We start from the raw sequence: 20018 nt of genomic DNA, 5'->3' as shown, positions 1-20018 counted from the left end.
GTTGTCATCGAGACATATATGGGAGGTGAAAGTCATGTCACACCCCCACTTCAGCGTGTCTGAGGAAGACTGGTCGCTTCACCGCAAAGGATATGAAGACCAACGGCGACACCAAGAGAAAGTAAAAGAAGCCATCCGCAAAAACCTGCCTGACTTGGTCAGCGAAGAAAGCATCATCATGTCCGACGGGCAACAGATCATCAAGATTCCGATCCGCTCCATGGAAGAGTACCGCTTCCGCTATAACTTCAACAAAGGCAAGCACGTCGGCCAGGGCAACGGCGACAGCAAAGTCGGCGATGTCCTGGGCAAAGAGCAGGAATCTGGCCAAGCCGGACCGGGGAAAGGACAGGGGGCCGGCGATCAAGCTGGAATGGATTATTACGAAGCGGAAATTTCCATCGCCGAGTTGGAAGGCATGCTCTTCGCCGAAATGGAGCTGCCCCACCTCGAGCGCAAAGAACAGCTGGAAATCACCACCGAAGATATCCGCTTCAACGATATTCGCAAGAAAGGCCTGATGGGCAATATCGACAAGCGCCGCACGTTGCTCTCCGCCATCAAGCGCAACGCCCTGAAAGGCCACAAGAAGATTCGCATCTCCGATGATGACTTGCGTTTCAAGACATGGGAGGATGTCGTCGTCCCCCACTCCAATGCCGTCGTCATCGCCATGATGGACACATCGGGTTCCATGGGCATCTTTGAGAAATATATTGCCCGCAGTTTCTTCTTCTGGATGGTTCGCTTCCTGCGGACCAAGTACGAAAACGTCGAGATCGTCTTCATCGCGCATCATACCGAAGCCAAAGTGGTCAGCGAAGAAGCCTTCTTCACCAAAGGGGAGAGCGGGGGAACCATCTGTTCCTCCGCCTACCGCAAAGCCCTCGAAGTGATCGACGCCCACTACCCGCCAGACCAATACAATATCTACCCGTTCCACTTCTCCGACGGGGATAACCTCAGCTCCGACAACGAACGCTGTGTCGGCCTGGTCAAGGAAATCCTCAAACGCGCCAACATCTTCGGCTATGGAGAAGTGAACCAATATAATCGGAACAGTACGTTGATGTCGGCGTATCGGCATTTGAAAGAGGATCGGTTCTCTTACTTCGTGATCAAGGAGAAAGCGCAAGTGTATGAGGCGTTGAAGCATTTCTTTGGAAAGAAGGAAGCGTAAAGGGGCTAAATAAGAGGAAACAATTCAATTTTAAACTTGTCGATTTCTTTCCATTCAGGTTTATGAAGAAAGGTCGCTTTCTCAAGCGCAGACTTGAGGAGGCGATTTTCCTTTTACACTCTATTGAGTAGAGTGGCTTTCCTTTTGTGGATACGCGATCGGTTGTTGATGGAAGACGAGATTGGAGACGTAGCCATGGGCATAAATGAAAAGGCTTGGGGTCGATTCCCAAGCCTTTTTTATGATCAATCTTCCTCTTCTTCACCGCCAAAGAAATCAAAGAGGCCTTCTTGCTCTTCTTCACCAAAGATCCCTTCAGCCACTTCTTCCACCGCTTCGTCCAACAACTCCATGGCAATGAGTCCGATGGCAAAGGCTCCAATCGCGCCCGGCAAGCGAGAAACTTTGTGGTGGAATTTTGCTTTATCATAGTGATAAAACCCTGGCTCGTTTACCATTTCAAAGAGGATATGCTGTAGATGATTAACTAGCTCCGATTCATTGTTGAGAAGTTCATTGTCAAGCCATACTTCCCGTTTCACTTCTTTTTCCCCGGAGAATGTACGCAAATCCACTTCCAACAACAAATGAATGCCTGCTTTTTCCATAGCCGCAACAAACTCCACTTCTTTTACATCGTCCTTGAGTAAAGAAGTGGGGGTCAGCTCAAATTCCTGCATATGTCCGTCAAACGAACGAGAGCCATATTTCTCACAGAAGCCAAGCTTGTCGAAAGCTTTTAAGATGTTTTGGAAGCGATCGGGAGGAAGGACATCAATCGGATCGCGGTCCGTTGAATCCACACCAGCGGCTATATCTAAATGTGTGATGAAGTAGTAAGAAACGGAATAGCCGGACAGAAGCAGATTTTGCGGCAATTCATAAGAGAAAGAGTACGACTTTCTTTCGGATGGTTTGATTTTAAAGGGTTCATGAAAAGGAAAGCGATTGATCAAAATCGTTTGCTCGTGTTCTCCTATACGGACGCTCATCAAAAAATCAATGTCGATTTTGTTGATGTCCTGTTCAATGGTACCACCTTGAATGAATAATTCTCCGTTGATTTGTTCGCCCAGTTTGTATTCTTGTTTATCGAGAACAAGATCGACTTGGGCGGAACCTTTGCCTAACTTAGCCATAAACTTTTTAAATACCATTTTGGTTGGGAGAGCCTCCTATAAAAATAAAGTATCAACTAATCATATTGTAACCTTAGATGGTTGCTGAGAAATGTGTCCAAATTGTATAGATGGAATAAGTTTTTTGTGAAGGCAAGTGGGATATTGTGGGGAAGGGGAAAGTTCACTTAGCACACATAAAAAACATCCCTTTCAGTCCCCACATGATAACTTGGCTTTTGTCTGGGGTCTCAGGAGTTCAGTATAAATTGGGTAAAATAAATAAGTCGAATAATTATTCGGTAAATAAAAATGAGTGATATTAAGTTCTAGTAGAAGTAAATGCAAGGTTCTCTTTCTGTTTTTGATGATTATATATTGATTTTGGGCTTTGTGTTATGACGGTATATTTGATAAGGTAAATTAAGTTCATCTTGGGTTGGTGCAGTGCTGCTTGTGAGATAGTAACTGTTTACTAAAGTTTGAGAAGAAATCAATAAGCTTTTGTTAGAAGCTATTTCAAAACCATCTTTTGGCTGGAGAAATGGCTATTGCGATCGCTCCAAAACCGTTTTCCCATTCGCTTCACTTGTCCATCGGCGCTCGTCGGAAAAAAGTTTTTCCGCTCATCAACGACTTTTGAAATAACTTTTAGTCAATTTATAAAGGGTTGATTTTTTACCAAGGTATTTATTTCTCATCTTTCGATATAATGATGAAAAAAATATTTTTGAGCTAACAGGAGGAACTCAATTTGGAAGGCGTCATAGGTCATGCCTTTAATATTTTGCTTGTAATCTTTTTAGTATTGTTAAACGGCTTTTTTGTTGCCGCAGAATTTGCGATTGTGAAAGTAAGAGCGACGCGAATTGCTCAGATTGAAGGTCGCAGAGGGAAAGTGGCCCGAAAGGTTTTGGCAGAACTGGATGCCTATTTGTCGGCGACGCAATTGGGGATTACGTTGGCATCACTTGGACTTGGGTGGGTTGGGGAACCGGCGATTGCTAAGATGATAGAGCCGGCACTTGCTTATTTTGGTCTGCCGGAGTGGGCGATTCATACGATTGCGTTTGCCATTGCTTTCTCAATTATTACTTTTTTGCACATTGTATTGGGGGAGATGGCTCCCAAATCGTTGGCCATTCGCAAAGCAGAGACAACCACTTTATGGACGGCAGCACCACTCAACTGGTTTTATGTCCTATTTAAACCGTTTATCTATGTGCTAAATGGCGCAGCTAATTTAGCCCTTAAACTCTTTGGTGTTGAATTTAACGAATCACACCAAGCTCATACAGAAGAAGAAATACGCATGCTTATTGCCCAAAGCTATAAGAGTGGTATGATAGACCAAGTTGAATTGGCCTTATTTGATAATGTGTTTGATTTTACCGAGCGGGTTGCGCGTGAAGTGATGGTGCCACGGGTAAAAATGTCCTGCTTATATGAAGACCGACCATTTGAAGAAAATTTCGAGATCATAAAGAATACCAACCACACCCGTTTTCCATTATGTGGCCGCGATAAGGATGATATCAAAGGGATTATCCATATCCGGGATGTTTACCAAGTGATATCCGAAGGGGGTACGCCCGATTTAACGAAGATGGTTCGCCCAGCAATTGTGGTGCCTGAATCAATGGAAGTAAAAGATATCTTGAAAAACCTGCAAAAAGGGAAAATGGAAATGGCGATTGTGGTGGACGAATTCGGTGGAACTTCAGGCTTGGTGACAACCGAAGATATCATTGAAGAGATTTTCGGTGAAATCCAAGATGAGTTTGACGATGAGAAACCAGCGATTCAAGAAAGCCCGGAGGGAACATCGATTGACTCGGGATTATTGATTGAAGACGTTAATGATCACTTTGATCTTGAAATTGATGATGAAGACAACGATACGATTGGTGGATGGCTTTTTTCTCAATTGGAAAAAGTGCCGAAAATCGGAGACCAAGTTTCCCTTGGTGAATGGGTTTTTACAGTGGTTGAGATGGATGAATTAAGAATTTCGCGTATCTTGGTTAAGAAGAATGACACGCTTGTGCCAACAAAAGAAAATAATGATTAACAGTGATAAAACAGGAGCGCCAATGGCTCCTGTTTTTATTTCATCCTTCTATTGAGATATACCTTGCATGTCAAATGATGAATGAGTTGTGCTTCATTTTCTCAACTCGTATAATAAAGGATACAAGTGAGGTGATAACCATGGATTTCAGCGTATTTGGAGACTTTATTGATGAATTTTGCAAATGGTTGGCAGAGACGGGTAGAAAACAGCGGACAATTGATGAGTATCTAGCGGCTGTTTTGATCTTCTACACTTGGTTCAGCTGTAAATATAAAATGAACTTTCGTCCTGATCAAGTGATGTCCAAGCATATCATCGAATGGCAAAATGAAATGCTGCAGTTGGAGAAGCTGTCTCCTTCCACCGTGTACAAACGAATGGCCTCATTAAAATCTTATTGGAATTTTTTGGTTGAAAATAATATTGTAGATCATAATCCTTTGTTGGGGGTTGAGGTACCCAAAGTACAGTCCCATCATCCTTCACATTCTTGGTTAACAACGGAAGAAGAAAAAAAGCTGCTTGAACGGGTAAAATCCGAAAAAAACAGTTGGAAACGGCATCGTAATCTTTGTATCGTGCACTTAATGATCGAGGCTGGCTTTACAGTTTCAGAAATAGTTCAGTTGGATTGGGATCAAATTTTTTGGGAAGATGGCTTAATCCAGATAAAAAATGAGCATCAGTTGACGCGAACGGTGCCGATGAACGAGTTGCTCACCCAATCACTGACAGAATGGATTCCCTATGTAAAGAAGCAAGAAGGGCCGGTCATTCTTTCCCAACTCAATGAAAGGATGACGAGACAAGGCATTCATTATTTAATCAAAAAGTTTTTTCAAGATATCGGGTTGGATCAATATTCAGCACATACCTTACGGCATACATTTTGCCGCAGACTCATAGAAGCCAACTTGGATCTAAAAGAGGTATCCAAGTTGGCGGGTCATGCCAGCATTGAAACAACAAAGAGGTATTTGAACGCATAGACGAACACTCTTTGAATCCCCCATAAAATAGCCAAAACACTGGCTATTTTATGGGGGATTTTAGTTGTATGCCATTCAATTATTGTGATTCCTTGTATTCACTTGATCTTTAGATACTGAAGTAGTTTTTGAACATAATCAAAGACACAAGATTCAGATTCGCCGTTCAAGTAAAGATGCTTTACTTTTTCGATGATGTATCCGGGGATTTTCTTTCCTTGGAGAAATGGATAAAAACGTCTGTACCCATCCACTAAATGGTCCCATCGTTGATCCTGCCCTGGTTCCAAAAAGTTGGCAAGATCAATCAACTTGATGTGTTTTTCTTGCAAAATGATGTTTTTTAAATGAATATCTTTTGGATAAAGACCGCAATTTGTTGCATGTTGAATTGCCTGATTCACTTCATCTATTACTGATTCGGGTATAGGAATTCCGAGCTCCAAACATTCGTATAAGGTGTATCCCGGTTCGTACGAAAGGATGAGAAAATTAGAATCTCGTCCATAACAAGTGGCGAAATAGGGGGAGGGTGTCAGCTTTTTATAGGCATGATGTTCTTTTTCCAGTAAGTGGAGGGTGTCACTGGAAAAAATTTTGTACACCTTTTTTGGCTCAAGTCGGTGACGCACAACAATGGCGTCAGTACCGGTGCCGATTAAAGTGAAACTTGGTGGCAGATAAGATATATTGGCCAGGATGTTGGAGTCATGGGTCTGTATCTGAATGTCCTTAAGGTCATTAAGAATGATATTCGTAAAGTTGTCTTCCTCTGTCATTACCTGTTCCCCTGATTTTAGTTTTCGTATAATCTCATTCTATAGAATTCGGTAAAAAAAACAAGTTGTATTCGGTAAAGAAAAAAGGTGATTTTAAGACGTATGAATAGCAACAGTAACTTGAGCCTTAGATTTTAGTGATGTATGTTGAATTTGAAATTTGTGTGAAATGAGTGTGTTTAGTAAGGTGAATAAAACCTTTACTTTGTATATGTTGACTTCCAAATAACTTTACCGAATTTTGTTTTCTTTACCGAATTTGATTTTTGTGCTTGAGTATGGTAAGTTGGAAAAGAAATAAAACTGGAAACAAATGTGCCTTGACATCATGAAAAGGGGAGAATGGGTAGTGGCCGCTAAGAGAAAATTTGCTGTGTGGGGCCTGTTGTTGGCGCTGTTGATTGTCGCGGGCTGTGGAGATGCAGATAGAACAGAAGTATCAAAACAATCGGTAACAGTAGTGGATGGGGACACGATTAAAGTCAAAATGAAGAAAAAAGAGGAGACAGTCCGGTTGTTGCTGGTCGATACACCAGAAACCAATCATCCTGAAATCGGAAAACAGCCACTTGGAGATGAAGCAAAAGCATTTGCTAAGAAATTGATCAATGAAGCGAAAAAAATCGAGTTGGAAAAAGAAGAGACCAAGAGGGACAAGTATGGTCGATTCCTTGCCTATGTGCTTGTGGATGGAAAGCTATTGCAGGAAGAACTGGTGAAGGAAGGATTTGCTCGCATCGCTTATGTGGACCAACCTGACGCCAAATATCTGGATGAGCTGAAAAAAGCGGAACAAGAGGCACAGCGCAAAAAAGTAGGGATTTGGCAATGGGATGACTACACAAAAAAAGATGGCTTTAAGGTGGAGTCGCTAGAAAAAGAGGGAAATATCTTTGTTGCGAGTAAAAATGGCGATGTCTACCATCCCATCGGCTGTCATGTTGTCAAAGACATTAAGCCGGAAAACCTCATTTACTTCTATTCCGAGCAAGATGCCATGAAAACAAATCGGCATCGCAGTGAAGTGAAAGAGTGTTGGAATTCTTATAAATAATGGGGAAGGTGAACCAATTGTTCAAAGATTTGATGGCCCGATTTGGTAAAGGGGCAGCAAAGGTGGATTTGATACTTAACAGGAATCAATTTCAGCTTGGGGATGTTGCTGAAGGAAAATTGGTGATCCAAGGCGGAGCGGCCGAACAAAAAATAAACAAGATTGATGTTCGATTGATGGTCGTCATCCGCTATGATGAAACGGAATACGTTCATGCGGTTACGTCCATCCCATTTTACGAATCCTTTACTATTCATCCAGGGGAATACAAAGAATTCCCATTTCAATGTCAATTGCCTTATGATCTCATGATTTCAGGGCACTATGTGACCTACTTTTTCAACACGGAATTGGATATTGCGGGCGGTATTGACCAAAAGGATCGGGACTACATAGAAATCCTTTGTCCCCAATCTTTACAGCAAGTATTGAATGCATTAAACCATTTGGGATTCAGGGAGAAACATGATTCCCGCAAGTTTAATGGACACGTGCAGGAGTTTGCATTTTTTCCCACTGACTTCTTACAAGGAAAGGCAGAAGAATTGGAATTTGTTGTAGCGGTGCAACCCGATGGTGTTCGGTTGTTGCTTGAATTGGATCTCATCTCGTTTGGGCATGAAAAAGAACTGAAACGGGAGGTATTTATCCCCAATCACCTATTGGAATCCGAAGATGGGTTGGTCAGTGAACTAAAAAGGATTTTAGAGGAAATGGCTGAATATGCGCATACCGATTATCATCATGACTCTCATTATGGCCACTCATATCATGGTCACTCCCATCATGGTCATGGACACCACTCTTCGGGTATGGCTGGGGCTGTTGGGGGATTTGCGGCTGGAGTCGTAGGGGCAATGGTGGTTAACGAAATGTTAGATAATGACGACGGTGATGATGACGATGGAGGATTGGAAGGTTTTTTTGAAGATGAAGATTGATTTAATGCGCGATGAATAACCCTATAGGGTTACTCATCGCTTTGTTTTATGATCGTTCGTTTTTTGAACTGTTCTTTTTGGACATAATTAATAGGTATAGGACAGATTGTAATGGGAGGATTGGAATTGGAAGGTCGGCTTCTTTGAGGCGTTAACTCGTGACTAAAAGCTTATATGAACTGAAAATCAGGTGAACCATTTATCAAAAGAAAAAACACCTATCGAAATTTTAGACCAAGATTTTATAAAAAAGGTTAATAATGCTGAAAGACTGACAGCCCTAAGAGAAGTATTGTTTTTTGAATTAAGCAAAGTACATTGATTATTCAAGTAAATATATAATGGTTAACCCACATAGTTTTTTTTCTTCAGAAGACAAATTTCAAGAATAGCTATTCTTTGCATCTGATGCGCTTGAAAATTTTATGGTTAAGTTTAGTCACTTTAGATGTGGATACTCACCAGAATCACTCTTTCGATTGGAACAATGGATTTTAACTCCACAGTCCTTTGTGAAAAATGAAAAGGAAGAGGGTGATGACGTGATGAAAGCAATTCAAAGGAACATGTATCCCATTTAAAGTTTTTCTAGGATCTGCTGGTAGTCTACAAGTTTTGTTTTTTACAGGAAGTAAAGGCCTATTGGCCCTGAGAAAAGCAAAGAGATAAACAGGATGAAAGGAATTAAAGAGGCTTCCGGAGATGGGACATGCCTCTTTGCTTCATATCTGTGCTAAGGTTATTTATTTTTCGCATAAAGGTAATTGTATCGAATTCCATGTTTAAGCTCATCGGTCATAATCTCAAACACCATGTTTTTAAAGGCTTTTCCAGGAATCGTAAAATAAATCTTTCTATAGAGTTCAACAGCCCCCGACTCCCCGAAGATGGCGCGCCGTAATCCTTCTAAATAAGAAGCAGGAGGAGTAAAGGGTTCGGATTCATCGCCTTCAATGGTTTGTCCTGTCAAAGAGTAGTACATCTTCCTGAACATCCTCCGATGTTTTCTTTCATCATTCCGAATGGATGTAATGATCTCTCTGTCCTCTTGGGATGGAGCATGTTGAATCAAATAATCGTAAAATAACTCATCCGTTCTTTCATCTTTGACCGCTTCTTTTAACAATGGGATGGCATAGGCCGGGTTTGTTTGATACATATTCCCATTCGCATGGATCATCGGTCGCATTGCATTGGATGGGTAAAGATAGTTCATTCCATTTTTCCGCTCCTTTACTCACAGATGATACATCGTATGACGCAAGGGTCTATAGGGTGCATATCTTTATGCGAAACATCTATCTGCATGAATGAGGAAAGGTGTTGTCCCTGTGAAGATTATTTACAAGTTGTTTCAAGTCATTAATGAGTGGAAAACCTTATTCTCATGTGCGCTGATGGATAAAGTGAAGCGAATGGGAAAACATTTTGGGAGCGGCCGCCAAACCCATGTCTCCATCCAAAAGACGGTTTTGAACGCCGTCAAAAAGGCGGTTCCAATTGGAACAACGCACGGATCAAGATTTCTAGAATCCACGAAAAGATCGTTAATGCAAGACATTGTTTTCCACATAAACTGTCTACCAAACTGATTCACGAAAACCAAGTCATCTGTCTGGAAGACTTACAGGTAAGAAACATGATTAAAAACCACAACGCAGCTAAATCAATCACTGTTGCGTCATGGTCTGAATTTGTATCCATGCTGGAGTATAAGGCTAAATGGTATGGAAGAATCATGGTCAAAGTCGGAAAAACCTTTCCATCTGGCCAACGATGTTCCAACTGTGGCTACAGAAACAAGGACGTAAAAAATCTCAACCTCAGACAGTGGACATGCCCAGAGTGTCACACAAACCATGACAGAGATATCAACGCATCGATAAACATTTTACAAGAAGGTTTAAGACTCATTGCCGCTGGACTGGCGGTCTAAGCTTGGTTAAGTTCTCTTCGGTGGAAGGGATTACCCAAGAATCCCCTGCCTTTAGGCATGGGGAGTGGAATCATGGCGTCTGTAATTGTTTATAGCCTTTTACACCTATTGACATAACGCTATTATTTAAATAAAATAACATCGAAATTGATAATCATTATCGATTGTTTTGTTGGGAAAGTTTAGGGATTAATGATTAAGGAAAAGATGAGACATTCATTCTAGAACATATAAATGCCTTGCCTCTATTTAGTTTGTTAGAAAAGATATGTAGGAGGAAAAAACATGTCCAGGCTTTTTACCGAGAATTTAAGAATAGCCTATGGAGACCATGATATTGTTAAAAATTTAAACTTAACCATTCCTGATGAGAAGATTACTGCTATTATTGGACCAAATGGTTGCGGTAAATCCACCGTTTTGAAGACAGTGGCTCGAATACTTGCCGCAAAATCTGGTGCCGTGTTTCTGGATGGAAAAGAAATCATAAAAGAGTCTACTAGAAAGATTGCGCAAAAAATGGCCATTTTGCCCCAGTCGCCTGATGCCCCAGAGGGACTAACCGTTGCGGAGTTAGTTTCATATGGAAGGTTTCCATATCAAAAGGGGATGGGAAAGTTGAAGGATAAAGACCGAGAAGCAATCAATTGGGCAATTCAGGTAACGGGTATTTCCACCTTCAGGGACAGGGCGGTCGATGCCCTTTCAGGAGGCCAAAGGCAGAGAGTTTGGATTGCCATGGCGTTAGCCCAGGAAACGGATATCATTCTTCTTGATGAGCCGACAACCTATCTTGATTTATCACATCAGTTGGAGATCTTGGAGCTACTGAAATACTTAAACGAAAAAGAAAAACGTACCATTGTTATGGTGATTCATGACTTAAATCATGCAGCCCGTTTCGCTGATCATATTGTGGCCATGAAAGAAGGTGAAATCATCAAGGAAGGAACTGCGGAAGAGGTAATGACTTCCCAGGTTCTTAGAAGTGTCTTCCACATTGATGCTGAGATTGGCACAGACCCGAGAACAAAAAAACCGATATGCCTCACTTATGATTTAATCAACAGGTCTCATGCAATGGAAGAAATGGCTATATAAATATTTTATGTGGATAATATCTTATTTTTTTGACATTTAATTGATAATGATATTTATTATTGATATTTAATTGGAGATGAGAGCAATGAAGATACACAAACAATCATTTTTTCTACGCTTGATTGCAGTTCTTTTAGTCGGTTTGTTGGCGGGTTGTGGAGGTCAAACGGGCCACAAAACGAATTCCGGCACCGAAAGTAATTCTTCACCAAAAACGAGAATTTATCATTCTGAAAATGGTGATATTGAAGTGCCTGCCAAACCGAAAAGAATTGCCGTGCTGGCGGCAACCTATGCAGGAAATCTATTGAAACTGGGTATTACACCCATCGCTGTCAACGAATGGCCAAAGGGGAACAAATTCTATGAAGGCAAGTTGGATGATGTAGAAGTGATAACCACTGATTCCTTAGAGAAGCTCTTGGCATTGGAGCCCGATTTGATCATCACATATTCAAACGATAAAAATATTAAGAAATACTCCGAGATTGCTCCAACAGTTTCTTTTACCTACGACAAATATAACTATCTAGAACAGCATATTGAAATAGGGAAATTAGTCGGTAAAGAAAAGGAAGCGAGAGCATGGGTGGAAGAGTGGCAAATGAAAGCGAAAGCAGCGAAGAAAAAAGTCCAAGAAGTGATTGGTGAAGACGCTAGCGCCACGGTCTTTGAAACATTTGGGAAAGACCTGTATGTATATGGGAAGAATTGGGGGCGTGGAACAGAGGTGATCTATCAGGCTCTTGGCCTTAAAGCTCCCAAAAAGGTGGAACAAGATGTATTTGGTCCTGGGTACAAAGCGATTTCAGCAGAGGTGATTCCACAATACGCGGGCGATTACATTTTTGTTGGTGAAGGAGCTGAAACAACGGATAACTCATTCATGGAAACGGATGTGTGGAAAGGAATACCAGCAGTACAAAAGAATAACGTCATACCCTTTGATTCAAAGTCCTTCTATTTTAATGATCCGATCTCCCTTGAAAAAGAAATGGAGTTCATTGTTAATGCACTGACCAAAGGGAAATGATTTCCAAGCCTAATAAAGGAATAAAACTTATGATGATGACCAAAAACACACAGACAACAGAAAATAAAGTTTATTCCCGACCGGCAATCGGTACATCCATATTGGTCTTAGGATTCATACTCCTTGTAGGCAGTATTGTGTTGGCTATTTCAGTAGGCGCTGCCAATATTGATTTTCTAACTGTGTGGAGATCGATTTTTAATTATGATTCCACCAGGGAAGCTGATCAAATTATTGTCAGCATCAGGCTGCCAAGGGAGCTGGGAGCGGCAATCGTGGGGGCGGCCTTTGCGGTTAGCGGAGCCATCATGCAGGGAATGACGAGGAATCCCCTCGCAGATCCCGGTTTACTTGGTCTAAACGCTGGCGCTAGTCTGGCTCTTGCGTGCGTATTTGCTTTCCACTCAAGCGCCAGTTATTTATCAGTCATGTTCGCTTCTTTTATTGGTGCCGGAATAGGAGCTGGAATGGTATTTGGTCTGGGATCTTTGAGACGGGGAGGAATGGCTCCCATTCGCATTACTCTGGCGGGTGCGGCCGTCTCGGCATTGCTATCCGCTTTAGGGGAAGGGTTGGCCCTATATTATAAACTATCCCAGGATCTTGCTTTTTGGACGGCTGGAGGTGTCTCAGGAACAAACTGGCTCCAATTGAAACTTATTTTTCCAGTGGTTGTTGTGGGAATGATTATGGCGCTCATGCTTTCCAAAGGGTTAACCATTCTCAGCTTTGGTGAAGAAATGGCAAAAGGGTTGGGACAGCGGACTTTATTGACTAAAGCAATCCTTATGACGGTTGTGCTGATCCTGGCCGGAGCTGCCGTTTCCCTAGTTGGGTCTATTGCTTTTGTTGGATTGATGGTACCTCACATCGTCCGTTTTCTGGTTGGGACGGATTATCGCTGGATCATCCCGTGTTCAGCCATATTTGGAAGTGTATTCATGGTTCTTGCCGACACAACTGCGAGAATGGTAAATGCTCCATTTGAGACCCCAATGGGCGCAATCGTATCGATGGTTGGCGTTCCTTTCTTCCTTTATCTCGCCCGAAAGGGAGGAAGAAAATGAACATGATAAATGCAGATCAGCTCAAGAAAGTTCGATTAACCATGATATCAGCTTTGGTTTTGCTTCTGGCGATGTTTGTGATCAGTGTGGCGACTGGATATGTCTCTTTATCTCCTGCCCAATTGGGGCGTACCATTTTAGGACAGGGCACCGGCAAGGAAAATTTGATTTTATATGGTTTCCGGCTCCCAAGAATTATCATTACGATTCTTGCTGGCATGGGACTGGCCGTTTCCGGTTCCATCTTGCAAAGCATTACCAAAAACCCGCTTTCAGATCCGGGTGTTTTGGGAATTAATGCGGGTGCAGGGCTGATGGTGGTTTTTTATGTTATGTTATTTACCGCAGAGTCGACAAATTTTTTATACGTCCTTCCCCTTTTTGCATTAATGGGAGGAATATTAACTGCCGCTTTCATTTATATCATGGCCTATAAAAAAGGGGAGGGTGTTGACCCGACTAGGCTCGTTTTAATTGGTGTGGGGATAGCAGCGGCCATGAACGGCGCCATTTTAACCCTGACTTCCCGTTTGGAACGTGAGGAGTATGATTTTTTTGCCAATTGGATGGCGGGAAGAATTTGGGGAAATGATTGGACGTTTGTTTTGGCTTTACTTCCGTGGATTCTTTTGCTCCTCCCTATTGTTTTAGCCAAGTCAAATGTACTAAACGCATTGAATTTGCATGAAAATGTATCTGTAGGTTTAGGAGTCCATGTGGAGAGGGAAAGGCGAATCCTTATTTTCATCGCGGTGGCTCTTTCTTCAGCTTCTGTATCAGTCAGCGGAGGTATCGCCTTTGTTGGCCTTATGGCTCCGCATATCGCAAGGGCCTTGGTGGGACCTCGTCATCAGGCGTTCCTTCCCATAGCAGCTATGCTCGGAGCTATTTTGCTCCTTGCTGCGGATACCATCGGAAGGGTCATATTAGACCCTAGCGGTATTCCTGCTGGAATTGTCGTTACAATCATCGGTGCTCCATATTTTTTGTACTTGATGGCAAAAAAATAGTTTCAAAAGGAAGAGCTTCAGATGGAAAACGAGGGGCTGTATGATGCTACGGTGATGAATCCGGATTCCCGACCTATGGCTATGTATTCAACAGCCAAAGCAAATCAATCCCCCTAAAATGAAAAAAACGCCATTCTCTCTATAAATCAATAGAAAGAATGGTGTTTTTCATATTAAATCGCCGTTAATTAACCTCTCCACGATTGAAGCTCCTTCAAATAAGCACTTGCATCAAAGGATAATTAAGAGTTTTCAGACGAACCTCTTTTTAGGAATTTACTTTGAATATTTCCTCTTGCTCAGTTTGTGATCGTGAAACGCGTTCTTTCATCCGGCTGAAAATAGATGCAAGAATAGAACCCGATATATTGTGCCACACACTGAAAATCGCACTCGGAACAGCGGCCAGAGGTGAGAAATTAGCCGTCGCAATCGCTACGCCTAATCCGGAATTCTGCATCCCTACCTCCATTGCCACCGCCTTCTGTTTTGCCAAATCCATTCCAAACAGGCGAGCAAGGAAAAAACCAAGCAAAAAACCAAGCACGTTATGCAAGATTACGACAGCAAAAATTAACGGACCCGTGGTAGCCAACTTAGCCTGACTGCCCGCTACTACACCGGCTACGATCATGACAATCGCGATGGTTGATACGAGCGGTAATGCTTTTGCGCTCGCCTCTGCTTGTTTGCCAAAAAACCTCTTAATTATAAATCCGAGGGCTAACGGAATAATAACCACTTGAATAATAGAAACAAATAATGACCACATATTGATATTTACCCACTTACTTGCAAGCAGCAAAATAAGCGACGGTGTCACAATTGGTGCAAGAATTGTTGAAACGGACGCAATGGACACGGCAAGAGCGACATCTCCTCTTGCCAGAAACACCATAACATTGGATGCCGTTCCGCTTGGGCAGCATCCGACTAGAATCACACCGACAGCCACTTCCGGCGGCAAATCTAATCCCCATGCTAATAAGAACGCTAATCCGGGCATGATAATGTAATGACACACCACACCCATCGCCACATCTTTAGGACGACGAAATACTTCTTTAAAATCTGCTGCGGACAATGTAAGTCCCATCCCGAACATCGTGATTCCTAATAAGGGAACAACATATTCTCCTATCCATATGAAATTGGCAGGGGAAGCATACGCAATAATGGAAAAAAGCATGACCCATAACATAAATGTTTTTCCTGCTAACGAACTGATTTTTTCGATAATTATCATAATAACCTCCTCTAGGTAGGTGAACCCTTTGCTACAAAAGAAAGTTCTCCTTCTATATAGACTGCCAGATATATATATGTTATGACCAGACTTTTTTCGTTGCAACCATCCATCCAAGGAAAATTCCCGGGTGGGTTTTCCAATCGCCTTTTCCCATTAATGATCAAATTCGCAAACATAGGCAATCGACTTAGAGCAAATATGGATATCCTTCCGTATATTGCATATAGATCAAGATCATAAAGGGGTTGTTAAAATTGGAACGCAAATATCCCATGCATTACCCGCCGATGATGCATCCGCCAATGATGCATCCGCCAATGATGCCACATGAACCGCACAAGAAGGATTATTACATGCACAAAGCTTATTATCATTGTAAAAAGGCATGTAAGTACATCAAAAAAATGATGAGGCACCATTGTCATACGCCATGCTATAGGGAAAGTTCCTCATGTGGTTATACGTACGATACGTTAGACGATTTTAGAGGACTGATGTAAGACATCGTTGAACAACGAAATCCCGGATGTGATCAACATGCATGATGCGCAAAAGGCTGTTCCAACGTTTGAACCACCATTGTATTTAAAGATCAAGTAAGTGGTAGCCAAAAAAGAAGATGTCGAATTTTCCCCTTCAGCGGATGGGCCTATTGGGTAGAAGCTGAAGGGTTTTCTTGTTTTTTGGTTTTTCTTTGCGCGTTCGCCATGATTCGTTTGGGAGTGCGGGGTTCTATGAGTACGGAACAAATGGGCAGTGAAGGAACAGGCCGCGCACCAGAAGGTTCTTTTGTCGTATGTAATCTTTTTGGAAGCTTTATGAACTGGCGGGACTAAAAACATTACACGCGAGACAAAGCTTCGGCAAACCGCGAAATCGCCTCCATGATGGATTTTTGCCTTAATCGAGCATAAGTGAAACGAACGTACCCATTTGGGGCACCAAACACGCTTCCGGGCATAAACAGGATTTTGTTTTTTATTCCCTCCTCAACGAGTTTTTGGTCATCAACCTCTTGGTTTATTTTACACCATAGGTGAAGTCCGCCTTTTGGTGTCGTAAATTCAATTTTTCCATGCAATATCTCACGCAAAGCAGACATGATGAGATTGCGTCTGTCCATCAACTGTTTGCGGAGGTACTGAAGATGATCCGGATAATCGGCTGATTGTAAAAACTGATTCGCCAATAGCTGGGGAAAAACGCTTAGCCCAAAATCCATTTGCTGCCGGGCATCGGCTAAGCGGTTAATGACCGATTGGGGGCCAATGAGCCAACCTATTCGCAAACCGGAGGCTATCACCTTGGAAAGGGACCCGATATACAGGACGTTGCCGCTCTGATCAAAAGATTTTATTGGATCGTGTTTCTGATCTTCGAAAGAAAGCAAGCTGAACGGTTCGTCCTCAACGATTGGAATGCCCAATTCCGCTGAAATCTCCAACATTTTTTGCCTTCGAATATCTGCAAGCACAGTGCCTGTCGGATTTTGGTATGTCGGATTTACAAAAATCATGCGGATTCGATGTTTGCGATGTAAAGCCAAGATATCGTCGGGGTTGATCCCGTCGGCATCCACCTGTAAACCAAATATGCGCAAACCAGCCGATTGAAACAGTGGAAGCGAGTAGTAGTAAGAAGGGGATTCAATCGCGACGGCATCGCCCGGACTGAGCAGACACTGGGTAATGAGATATAGAGCTTGCTGAGCCCCTGAGGTAATAAGAACAGAAGAACTGGTTGTATTGATTTTGTGATAGGTCATCACATGGTTGGCTACTGTCTCTCGTAAAGCCAAATGTCCTTGCGGATGCTCATATCCCAAATCACAAGGAATGGTTTGTTGAGTAAAAGCCGATTGTAGAGCTTGAACGGGAAATAAGTCGGTTGACAATTCGCCGCTAGCCAAATCGAAACCGTTTTCCATCCGCTTGGCCTCTTCTCGAATACGTCTGATCAAGGGATACGTCGGTAAAAATGAGCCTCCTTCAACATACTTTTTCCAGTTTGTGTAAACGCTTGGCCTGATTCCCCATTTGTGTGTGCTGACGTACGTTCCGCTTCCTTGTTTTCTTTCTATTAAACCCGATGCTTGGAGTTCCTCGTAAACATGAACAATCGTCATGCGATTGACGTTTAATAGTTCAGCCAATTTACGTTCCGAAGGAAGCAAGCTTCCTGGAGGAAACTCACCGTACGCAATCTTTTGTTCAATGAATTCGGCTATTTGTTGATAAAGAGGCTTGTCGCCACTACGATTCACTTTCCATTCCATTCCAACATTCACCTCAGACTATTTCGTTTGTTGGTATGATGATAAATGGATGATTGAAGAATCATCCAATTGGATGATTACAGGTTGTGTTCTTTGCCTTATCATGATCATTACACACCTGCATTCATTCATTATCCCTAAATAAGGAGGGGGAAAATGGTCAATCAACATCATACCGTAAGAGTGGCTGTTGTCCAAGCTGCTTCCGTTATCATGGATCGGGCGGCAAGTACGGAAAAGGCGATTTCGTTAACATGGCAAGCAGCGGAAAAAGGGGCGAACATTGTTGTTTTTCCTGAAGCGTTCATTCCGGCTTACCCACGGGGTCTCACCTTTGGAACGCGGATCGGAAGCCGTTCTCCCGAAGGAAGAAAAGACTGGCTTCGCTATTGGGAAAATGCCGTTGCCGTGCCAAGTGAAACAACCGATATGCTAGGAGAAACTGCGCGAAAGGCGGGTGTTTATCTCGTCATCGGTGTGATAGAAAGAGACAACGAGTATAGCGGGGGAACGCTCTACTGTACGGTGCTGTTTTTTGGACCGGATGGAACCCTGCTTGGCAAGCATCGGAAATTAAAACCAACCGCTTCTGAGAGGCTTGTCTGGGGGGAGGGAGACGGAAGCACTTTGCCAGTCCTGGATACGCGATTCGGAAAAATGGGCGCGTTGATTTGTTGGGAAAACTATATGCCTTTGGCAAGAACGGCTATGTATGCGAAAGGGATACAAATCTATATAGCCCCCACGGCAGATGCGCGAGATGTGTGGCAATCCACCATCCGCCATATTGCTGTAGAAGGAAGATGCTTTGTTTTATCTTGCAATCAATATGTCACAAAGGATATGTACCCCACTGATTTGGCCTGCTATGATGAACTGGAGTCATTTCCCGACGAGATGTGCAGTGGAGGGAGTGCGATAATCGGGCCTTTGGGTGAATATGTGAAAGAACCTGTTTATGGTTGCGAGGAAATTCTCATCGCTGATCTTGATTTGCGCAGGTTAGCTTATAGCCGATTTGATTTTGATGTGGTTGGGCATTATTCAAGACCAGATATATTTCAGTTGTTTGTCAATGAAGAGAAAAAAGAGAATGTGAAGTGGAAATGAATGTGGTCGGAACCGCACGTTCATTTTCGCCTCCATTGGAAATGGATGGAATATCGACGTTGAAAACAGATGAGATGAAGGTTGGTTTTTTCCATGTCTAGCCGGGATTTCTTTCAAGTCTTTTTATTCAGTCCTGTTCAAAGCTTATATGGACATGTCGCCAATGTTTCCAATCATGAGTCCCATTCACGACCAGCAATTAGGTGGCGTAATCATGAAGATTTATGCAGGAGATTGTCTACATTACAGCGATTGGTCTGGTTTTCTTAAAATGGATCAGACAAGAAAGAGTGAAAGATGAAGCGGAGTTGCGAGAGTTGTCATTATTGCAGAACCCCACAAGAGTTGATGGAGTTTAAAAGGAATATCACAAAATCTATTTCAAGGAGTTTGTTGCGATGTTGATCACGGGTATTATCTTACTTTGTGTTTTTTTGATCATTTTCGCCTTTTTCACCACTTTTCGCTTGGGAGCAACCCAATCACAGACGACGAATGAACATTACAACCGGAGCAGAAAGAAAACGATCATTCTGCTGTCGATTATTTATATCATCGCCTCCGTCATCGGTCTCTTATACGTTTATCTAGTATAGGGCAACACTTAGGATTATGTTTTTGTGTATTACAAAAACATGTTTGTTTTACGAGATTTTTGCCGGCTGAAAGCCCACGGTTTCAATCGTGGGATGAAAGACGGCGTTGCTCGGTATCCCCATAAAGGGGATGCTTAGAGCAACTATTTTTTATCTTTTGATGTTGCAGTTTACGGATCGAACGGTTAGGATCTGGATATGGAACAAGACGACAGAAGAACAAGAACAACGGTCTCTTTAATCAACTATCATTTTGTTTTCTGTCCGCGCTATCGAAGAAAAGTACGGGTGAATCAAGTAGAAGAGCGATTCAAGGAACGGGTGACCGAAATTGGTGAAGAGAATGAACGGGTGATTGTCGCTATGGAAGTCATGCCTGATCATTGTCATTTGTTATTGAACGGTCTTCCCGCTCATTCACCATCGGATATCATGGCAAAAGTGAAAGGAGTGACTTCAAGAAGACTGAGACAAGAATTTAAACACTAAATCATTAAACGCTATGT

Annotated in this window: 16 protein-coding genes and 2 pseudogenes; 13 read left to right on the top strand and 5 right to left on the bottom strand. The window is 42.5% G+C overall.

Annotated elements, in window-relative coordinates; genetic code table 11:
• The first annotated feature begins 34 nt into the window (after positions 1-34).
• A complete protein-coding gene (gene yhbH, locus ACFQNG_RS04110) occupies positions 35-1180 on the top strand; it encodes a sporulation protein YhbH (RefSeq protein WP_379863590.1) in 1146 nt (381 codons plus the stop codon).
• 245 nt (positions 1181-1425) lie between these two features.
• On the opposite strand, the gene ACFQNG_RS04105 is transcribed toward yhbH, so the two are convergent.
• The gene (locus ACFQNG_RS04105; protein WP_379863588.1) at positions 1426-2337 is read right to left on the bottom strand and encodes a sporulation protein; all 912 of its coding nucleotides are present in this window, start codon (positions 2335-2337) and stop codon (positions 1426-1428) included.
• 715 nt (positions 2338-3052) lie between these two features.
• On the opposite strand from ACFQNG_RS04105, the gene ACFQNG_RS04100 reads away from it, so the two are divergent.
• The gene (locus tag ACFQNG_RS04100; RefSeq protein ID WP_379863587.1) at positions 3053-4369 is read left to right on the top strand and encodes a hemolysin family protein; all 1317 of its coding nucleotides are present in this window, start codon (positions 3053-3055) and stop codon (positions 4367-4369) included.
• Between the two features lie 2 nt (positions 4370-4371).
• Positions 4372-5361 (top strand): tyrosine-type recombinase/integrase, encoded by a 990-nt coding sequence (locus ACFQNG_RS04095; RefSeq protein ID WP_379863586.1) that lies wholly within the window; start codon positions 4372-4374, stop codon positions 5359-5361.
• A gap of 98 nt (positions 5362-5459) precedes the next feature.
• Here ACFQNG_RS04095 and ACFQNG_RS04090 read toward each other — a convergent pair whose 3' ends face one another.
• The gene (locus ACFQNG_RS04090; protein WP_379863585.1) at positions 5460-6140 is read right to left on the bottom strand and encodes a serine/threonine protein kinase; all 681 of its coding nucleotides are present in this window, start codon (positions 6138-6140) and stop codon (positions 5460-5462) included.
• 349 nt (positions 6141-6489) lie between these two features.
• Here ACFQNG_RS04090 and ACFQNG_RS04085 point away from each other — a divergent pair, with 349 nt between their 5' ends.
• Positions 6490-7194: a thermonuclease family protein gene (locus ACFQNG_RS04085; protein ID WP_379863584.1), complete on the top strand. Its 705-nt coding sequence runs from the start codon at positions 6490-6492 to the stop codon at positions 7192-7194.
• Positions 7194-8135 carry a sporulation protein gene (locus ACFQNG_RS04080; protein ID WP_379863583.1) on the top strand — a complete coding sequence of 314 codons (942 nt, stop codon included), beginning with the start codon at positions 7194-7196 and terminating at the stop codon, positions 8133-8135. The genes ACFQNG_RS04085 and ACFQNG_RS04080 overlap by 1 nt, the downstream gene beginning before the upstream one ends.
• 739 nt (positions 8136-8874) lie before the next feature.
• On the opposite strand, the gene ACFQNG_RS04075 is transcribed toward ACFQNG_RS04080, so the two are convergent.
• A complete protein-coding gene (locus tag ACFQNG_RS04075) occupies positions 8875-9294 on the bottom strand; it encodes a ferritin family protein (RefSeq protein WP_379863634.1) in 420 nt (139 codons plus the stop codon).
• A 318-nt stretch (positions 9295-9612) separates the two neighbouring features.
• Here ACFQNG_RS04075 and ACFQNG_RS04070 point away from each other — a divergent pair.
• The 5 genes and pseudogenes from ACFQNG_RS04070 to ACFQNG_RS04050 form a co-directional block, all read left to right on the top strand.
• Positions 9613-10071, top strand: a pseudogene (locus ACFQNG_RS04070) (RNA-guided endonuclease TnpB family protein); the annotation flags it as partial.
• 285 nt (positions 10072-10356) lie between these two features.
• Positions 10357-11172 (top strand): ABC transporter ATP-binding protein, encoded by an 816-nt coding sequence (locus tag ACFQNG_RS04065; protein ID WP_379863581.1) that lies wholly within the window; start codon positions 10357-10359, stop codon positions 11170-11172.
• A gap of 85 nt (positions 11173-11257) precedes the next feature.
• Entirely contained in the window at positions 11258-12205 is a 948-nt protein-coding gene (locus tag ACFQNG_RS04060) for an iron-hydroxamate ABC transporter substrate-binding protein (protein ID WP_379863580.1), read from the top strand.
• 35 nt (positions 12206-12240) lie between these two features.
• Positions 12241-13272, top strand: coding sequence for a FecCD family ABC transporter permease (locus ACFQNG_RS04055; RefSeq protein WP_379863632.1), 1032 nt, complete (start codon positions 12241-12243; stop codon positions 13270-13272).
• A 2-nt stretch (positions 13273-13274) separates the two neighbouring features.
• On the top strand, positions 13275-14282 hold the full coding sequence (locus ACFQNG_RS04050) for a FecCD family ABC transporter permease (RefSeq protein ID WP_379863631.1): 1008 nt from the start codon (positions 13275-13277) through the stop codon (positions 14280-14282).
• 268 nt (positions 14283-14550) lie between these two features.
• Here the strand turns inward: ACFQNG_RS04050 and ACFQNG_RS04045 are convergent, their stop codons facing one another.
• Positions 14551-15528 carry a bile acid:sodium symporter family protein gene (locus ACFQNG_RS04045; protein ID WP_379863579.1) on the bottom strand — a complete coding sequence of 326 codons (978 nt, stop codon included), beginning with the start codon at positions 15526-15528 and terminating at the stop codon, positions 14551-14553.
• Between the two features lie 844 nt (positions 15529-16372).
• Complete coding sequence (gene pdxR / locus ACFQNG_RS04040) at positions 16373-17806, bottom strand: MocR-like pyridoxine biosynthesis transcription factor PdxR (protein ID WP_379863577.1); 1434 nt, start codon at positions 17804-17806, stop codon at positions 16373-16375.
• A gap of 156 nt (positions 17807-17962) precedes the next feature.
• On the opposite strand from pdxR, the gene ACFQNG_RS04035 reads away from it, so the two are divergent.
• The 3 genes and pseudogenes from ACFQNG_RS04035 to tnpA form a co-directional block, all read left to right on the top strand.
• Positions 17963-18916, top strand: a complete 954-nt coding sequence (locus ACFQNG_RS04035) for a carbon-nitrogen hydrolase family protein (protein WP_379863575.1) — start codon at positions 17963-17965, stop codon at positions 18914-18916.
• Between the two features lie 398 nt (positions 18917-19314).
• Positions 19315-19512: a hypothetical protein gene (locus ACFQNG_RS04030; protein ID WP_379863573.1), complete on the top strand. Its 198-nt coding sequence runs from the start codon at positions 19315-19317 to the stop codon at positions 19510-19512.
• 198 nt (positions 19513-19710) lie between these two features.
• Positions 19711-19998: pseudogene (gene tnpA / locus ACFQNG_RS04025) on the top strand (IS200/IS605 family transposase); the annotation flags it as partial.
• Between the last annotated feature and the right edge of the window lie 20 nt (positions 19999-20018).

The sequence above is a fragment of the Laceyella putida genome, from assembly GCF_042665195.1.
Classification (GTDB): domain Bacteria; phylum Bacillota; class Bacilli; order Thermoactinomycetales; family Thermoactinomycetaceae; genus Laceyella; species Laceyella putida.
This window is presented reverse-complemented; position numbering and strand designations above follow the sequence as displayed.

What these genes read in the sequence shown, in the direction of transcription:
- yhbH (WP_379863590.1), top strand. Translation starts at nt 35, where the DNA reads ATGTCACACCCCCACTTCAGCGTGTCTGAGGAAGACTGGTCGCTTCAC.
- ACFQNG_RS04105 (WP_379863588.1), bottom strand. Translation starts at nt 2,337, where the DNA reads ATGGTATTTAAAAAGTTTATGGCTAAGTTAGGCAAAGGTTCCGCCCAA.
- ACFQNG_RS04090 (WP_379863585.1), bottom strand. Translation starts at nt 6,140, where the DNA reads ATGACAGAGGAAGACAACTTTACGAATATCATTCTTAATGACCTTAAG.
- ACFQNG_RS04080 (WP_379863583.1), top strand. Translation starts at nt 7,194, where the DNA reads ATGGGGAAGGTGAACCAATTGTTCAAAGATTTGATGGCCCGATTTGGT.
- ACFQNG_RS04075 (WP_379863634.1), bottom strand. Translation starts at nt 9,294, where the DNA reads ATGTATCAAACAAACCCGGCCTATGCCATCCCATTGTTAAAAGAAGCG.
- ACFQNG_RS04065 (WP_379863581.1), top strand. Translation starts at nt 10,357, where the DNA reads ATGTCCAGGCTTTTTACCGAGAATTTAAGAATAGCCTATGGAGACCAT.
- ACFQNG_RS04060 (WP_379863580.1), top strand. Translation starts at nt 11,258, where the DNA reads ATGAAGATACACAAACAATCATTTTTTCTACGCTTGATTGCAGTTCTT.
- ACFQNG_RS04055 (WP_379863632.1), top strand. Translation starts at nt 12,241, where the DNA reads ATGACCAAAAACACACAGACAACAGAAAATAAAGTTTATTCCCGACCG.
- ACFQNG_RS04050 (WP_379863631.1), top strand. Translation starts at nt 13,275, where the DNA reads ATGATAAATGCAGATCAGCTCAAGAAAGTTCGATTAACCATGATATCA.
- ACFQNG_RS04045 (WP_379863579.1), bottom strand. Translation starts at nt 15,528, where the DNA reads ATGATAATTATCGAAAAAATCAGTTCGTTAGCAGGAAAAACATTTATG.
- pdxR (WP_379863577.1), bottom strand. Translation starts at nt 17,806, where the DNA reads ATGGAATGGAAAGTGAATCGTAGTGGCGACAAGCCTCTTTATCAACAA.
- ACFQNG_RS04035 (WP_379863575.1), top strand. Translation starts at nt 17,963, where the DNA reads ATGGTCAATCAACATCATACCGTAAGAGTGGCTGTTGTCCAAGCTGCT.
- ACFQNG_RS04030 (WP_379863573.1), top strand. Translation starts at nt 19,315, where the DNA reads ATGTTGATCACGGGTATTATCTTACTTTGTGTTTTTTTGATCATTTTC.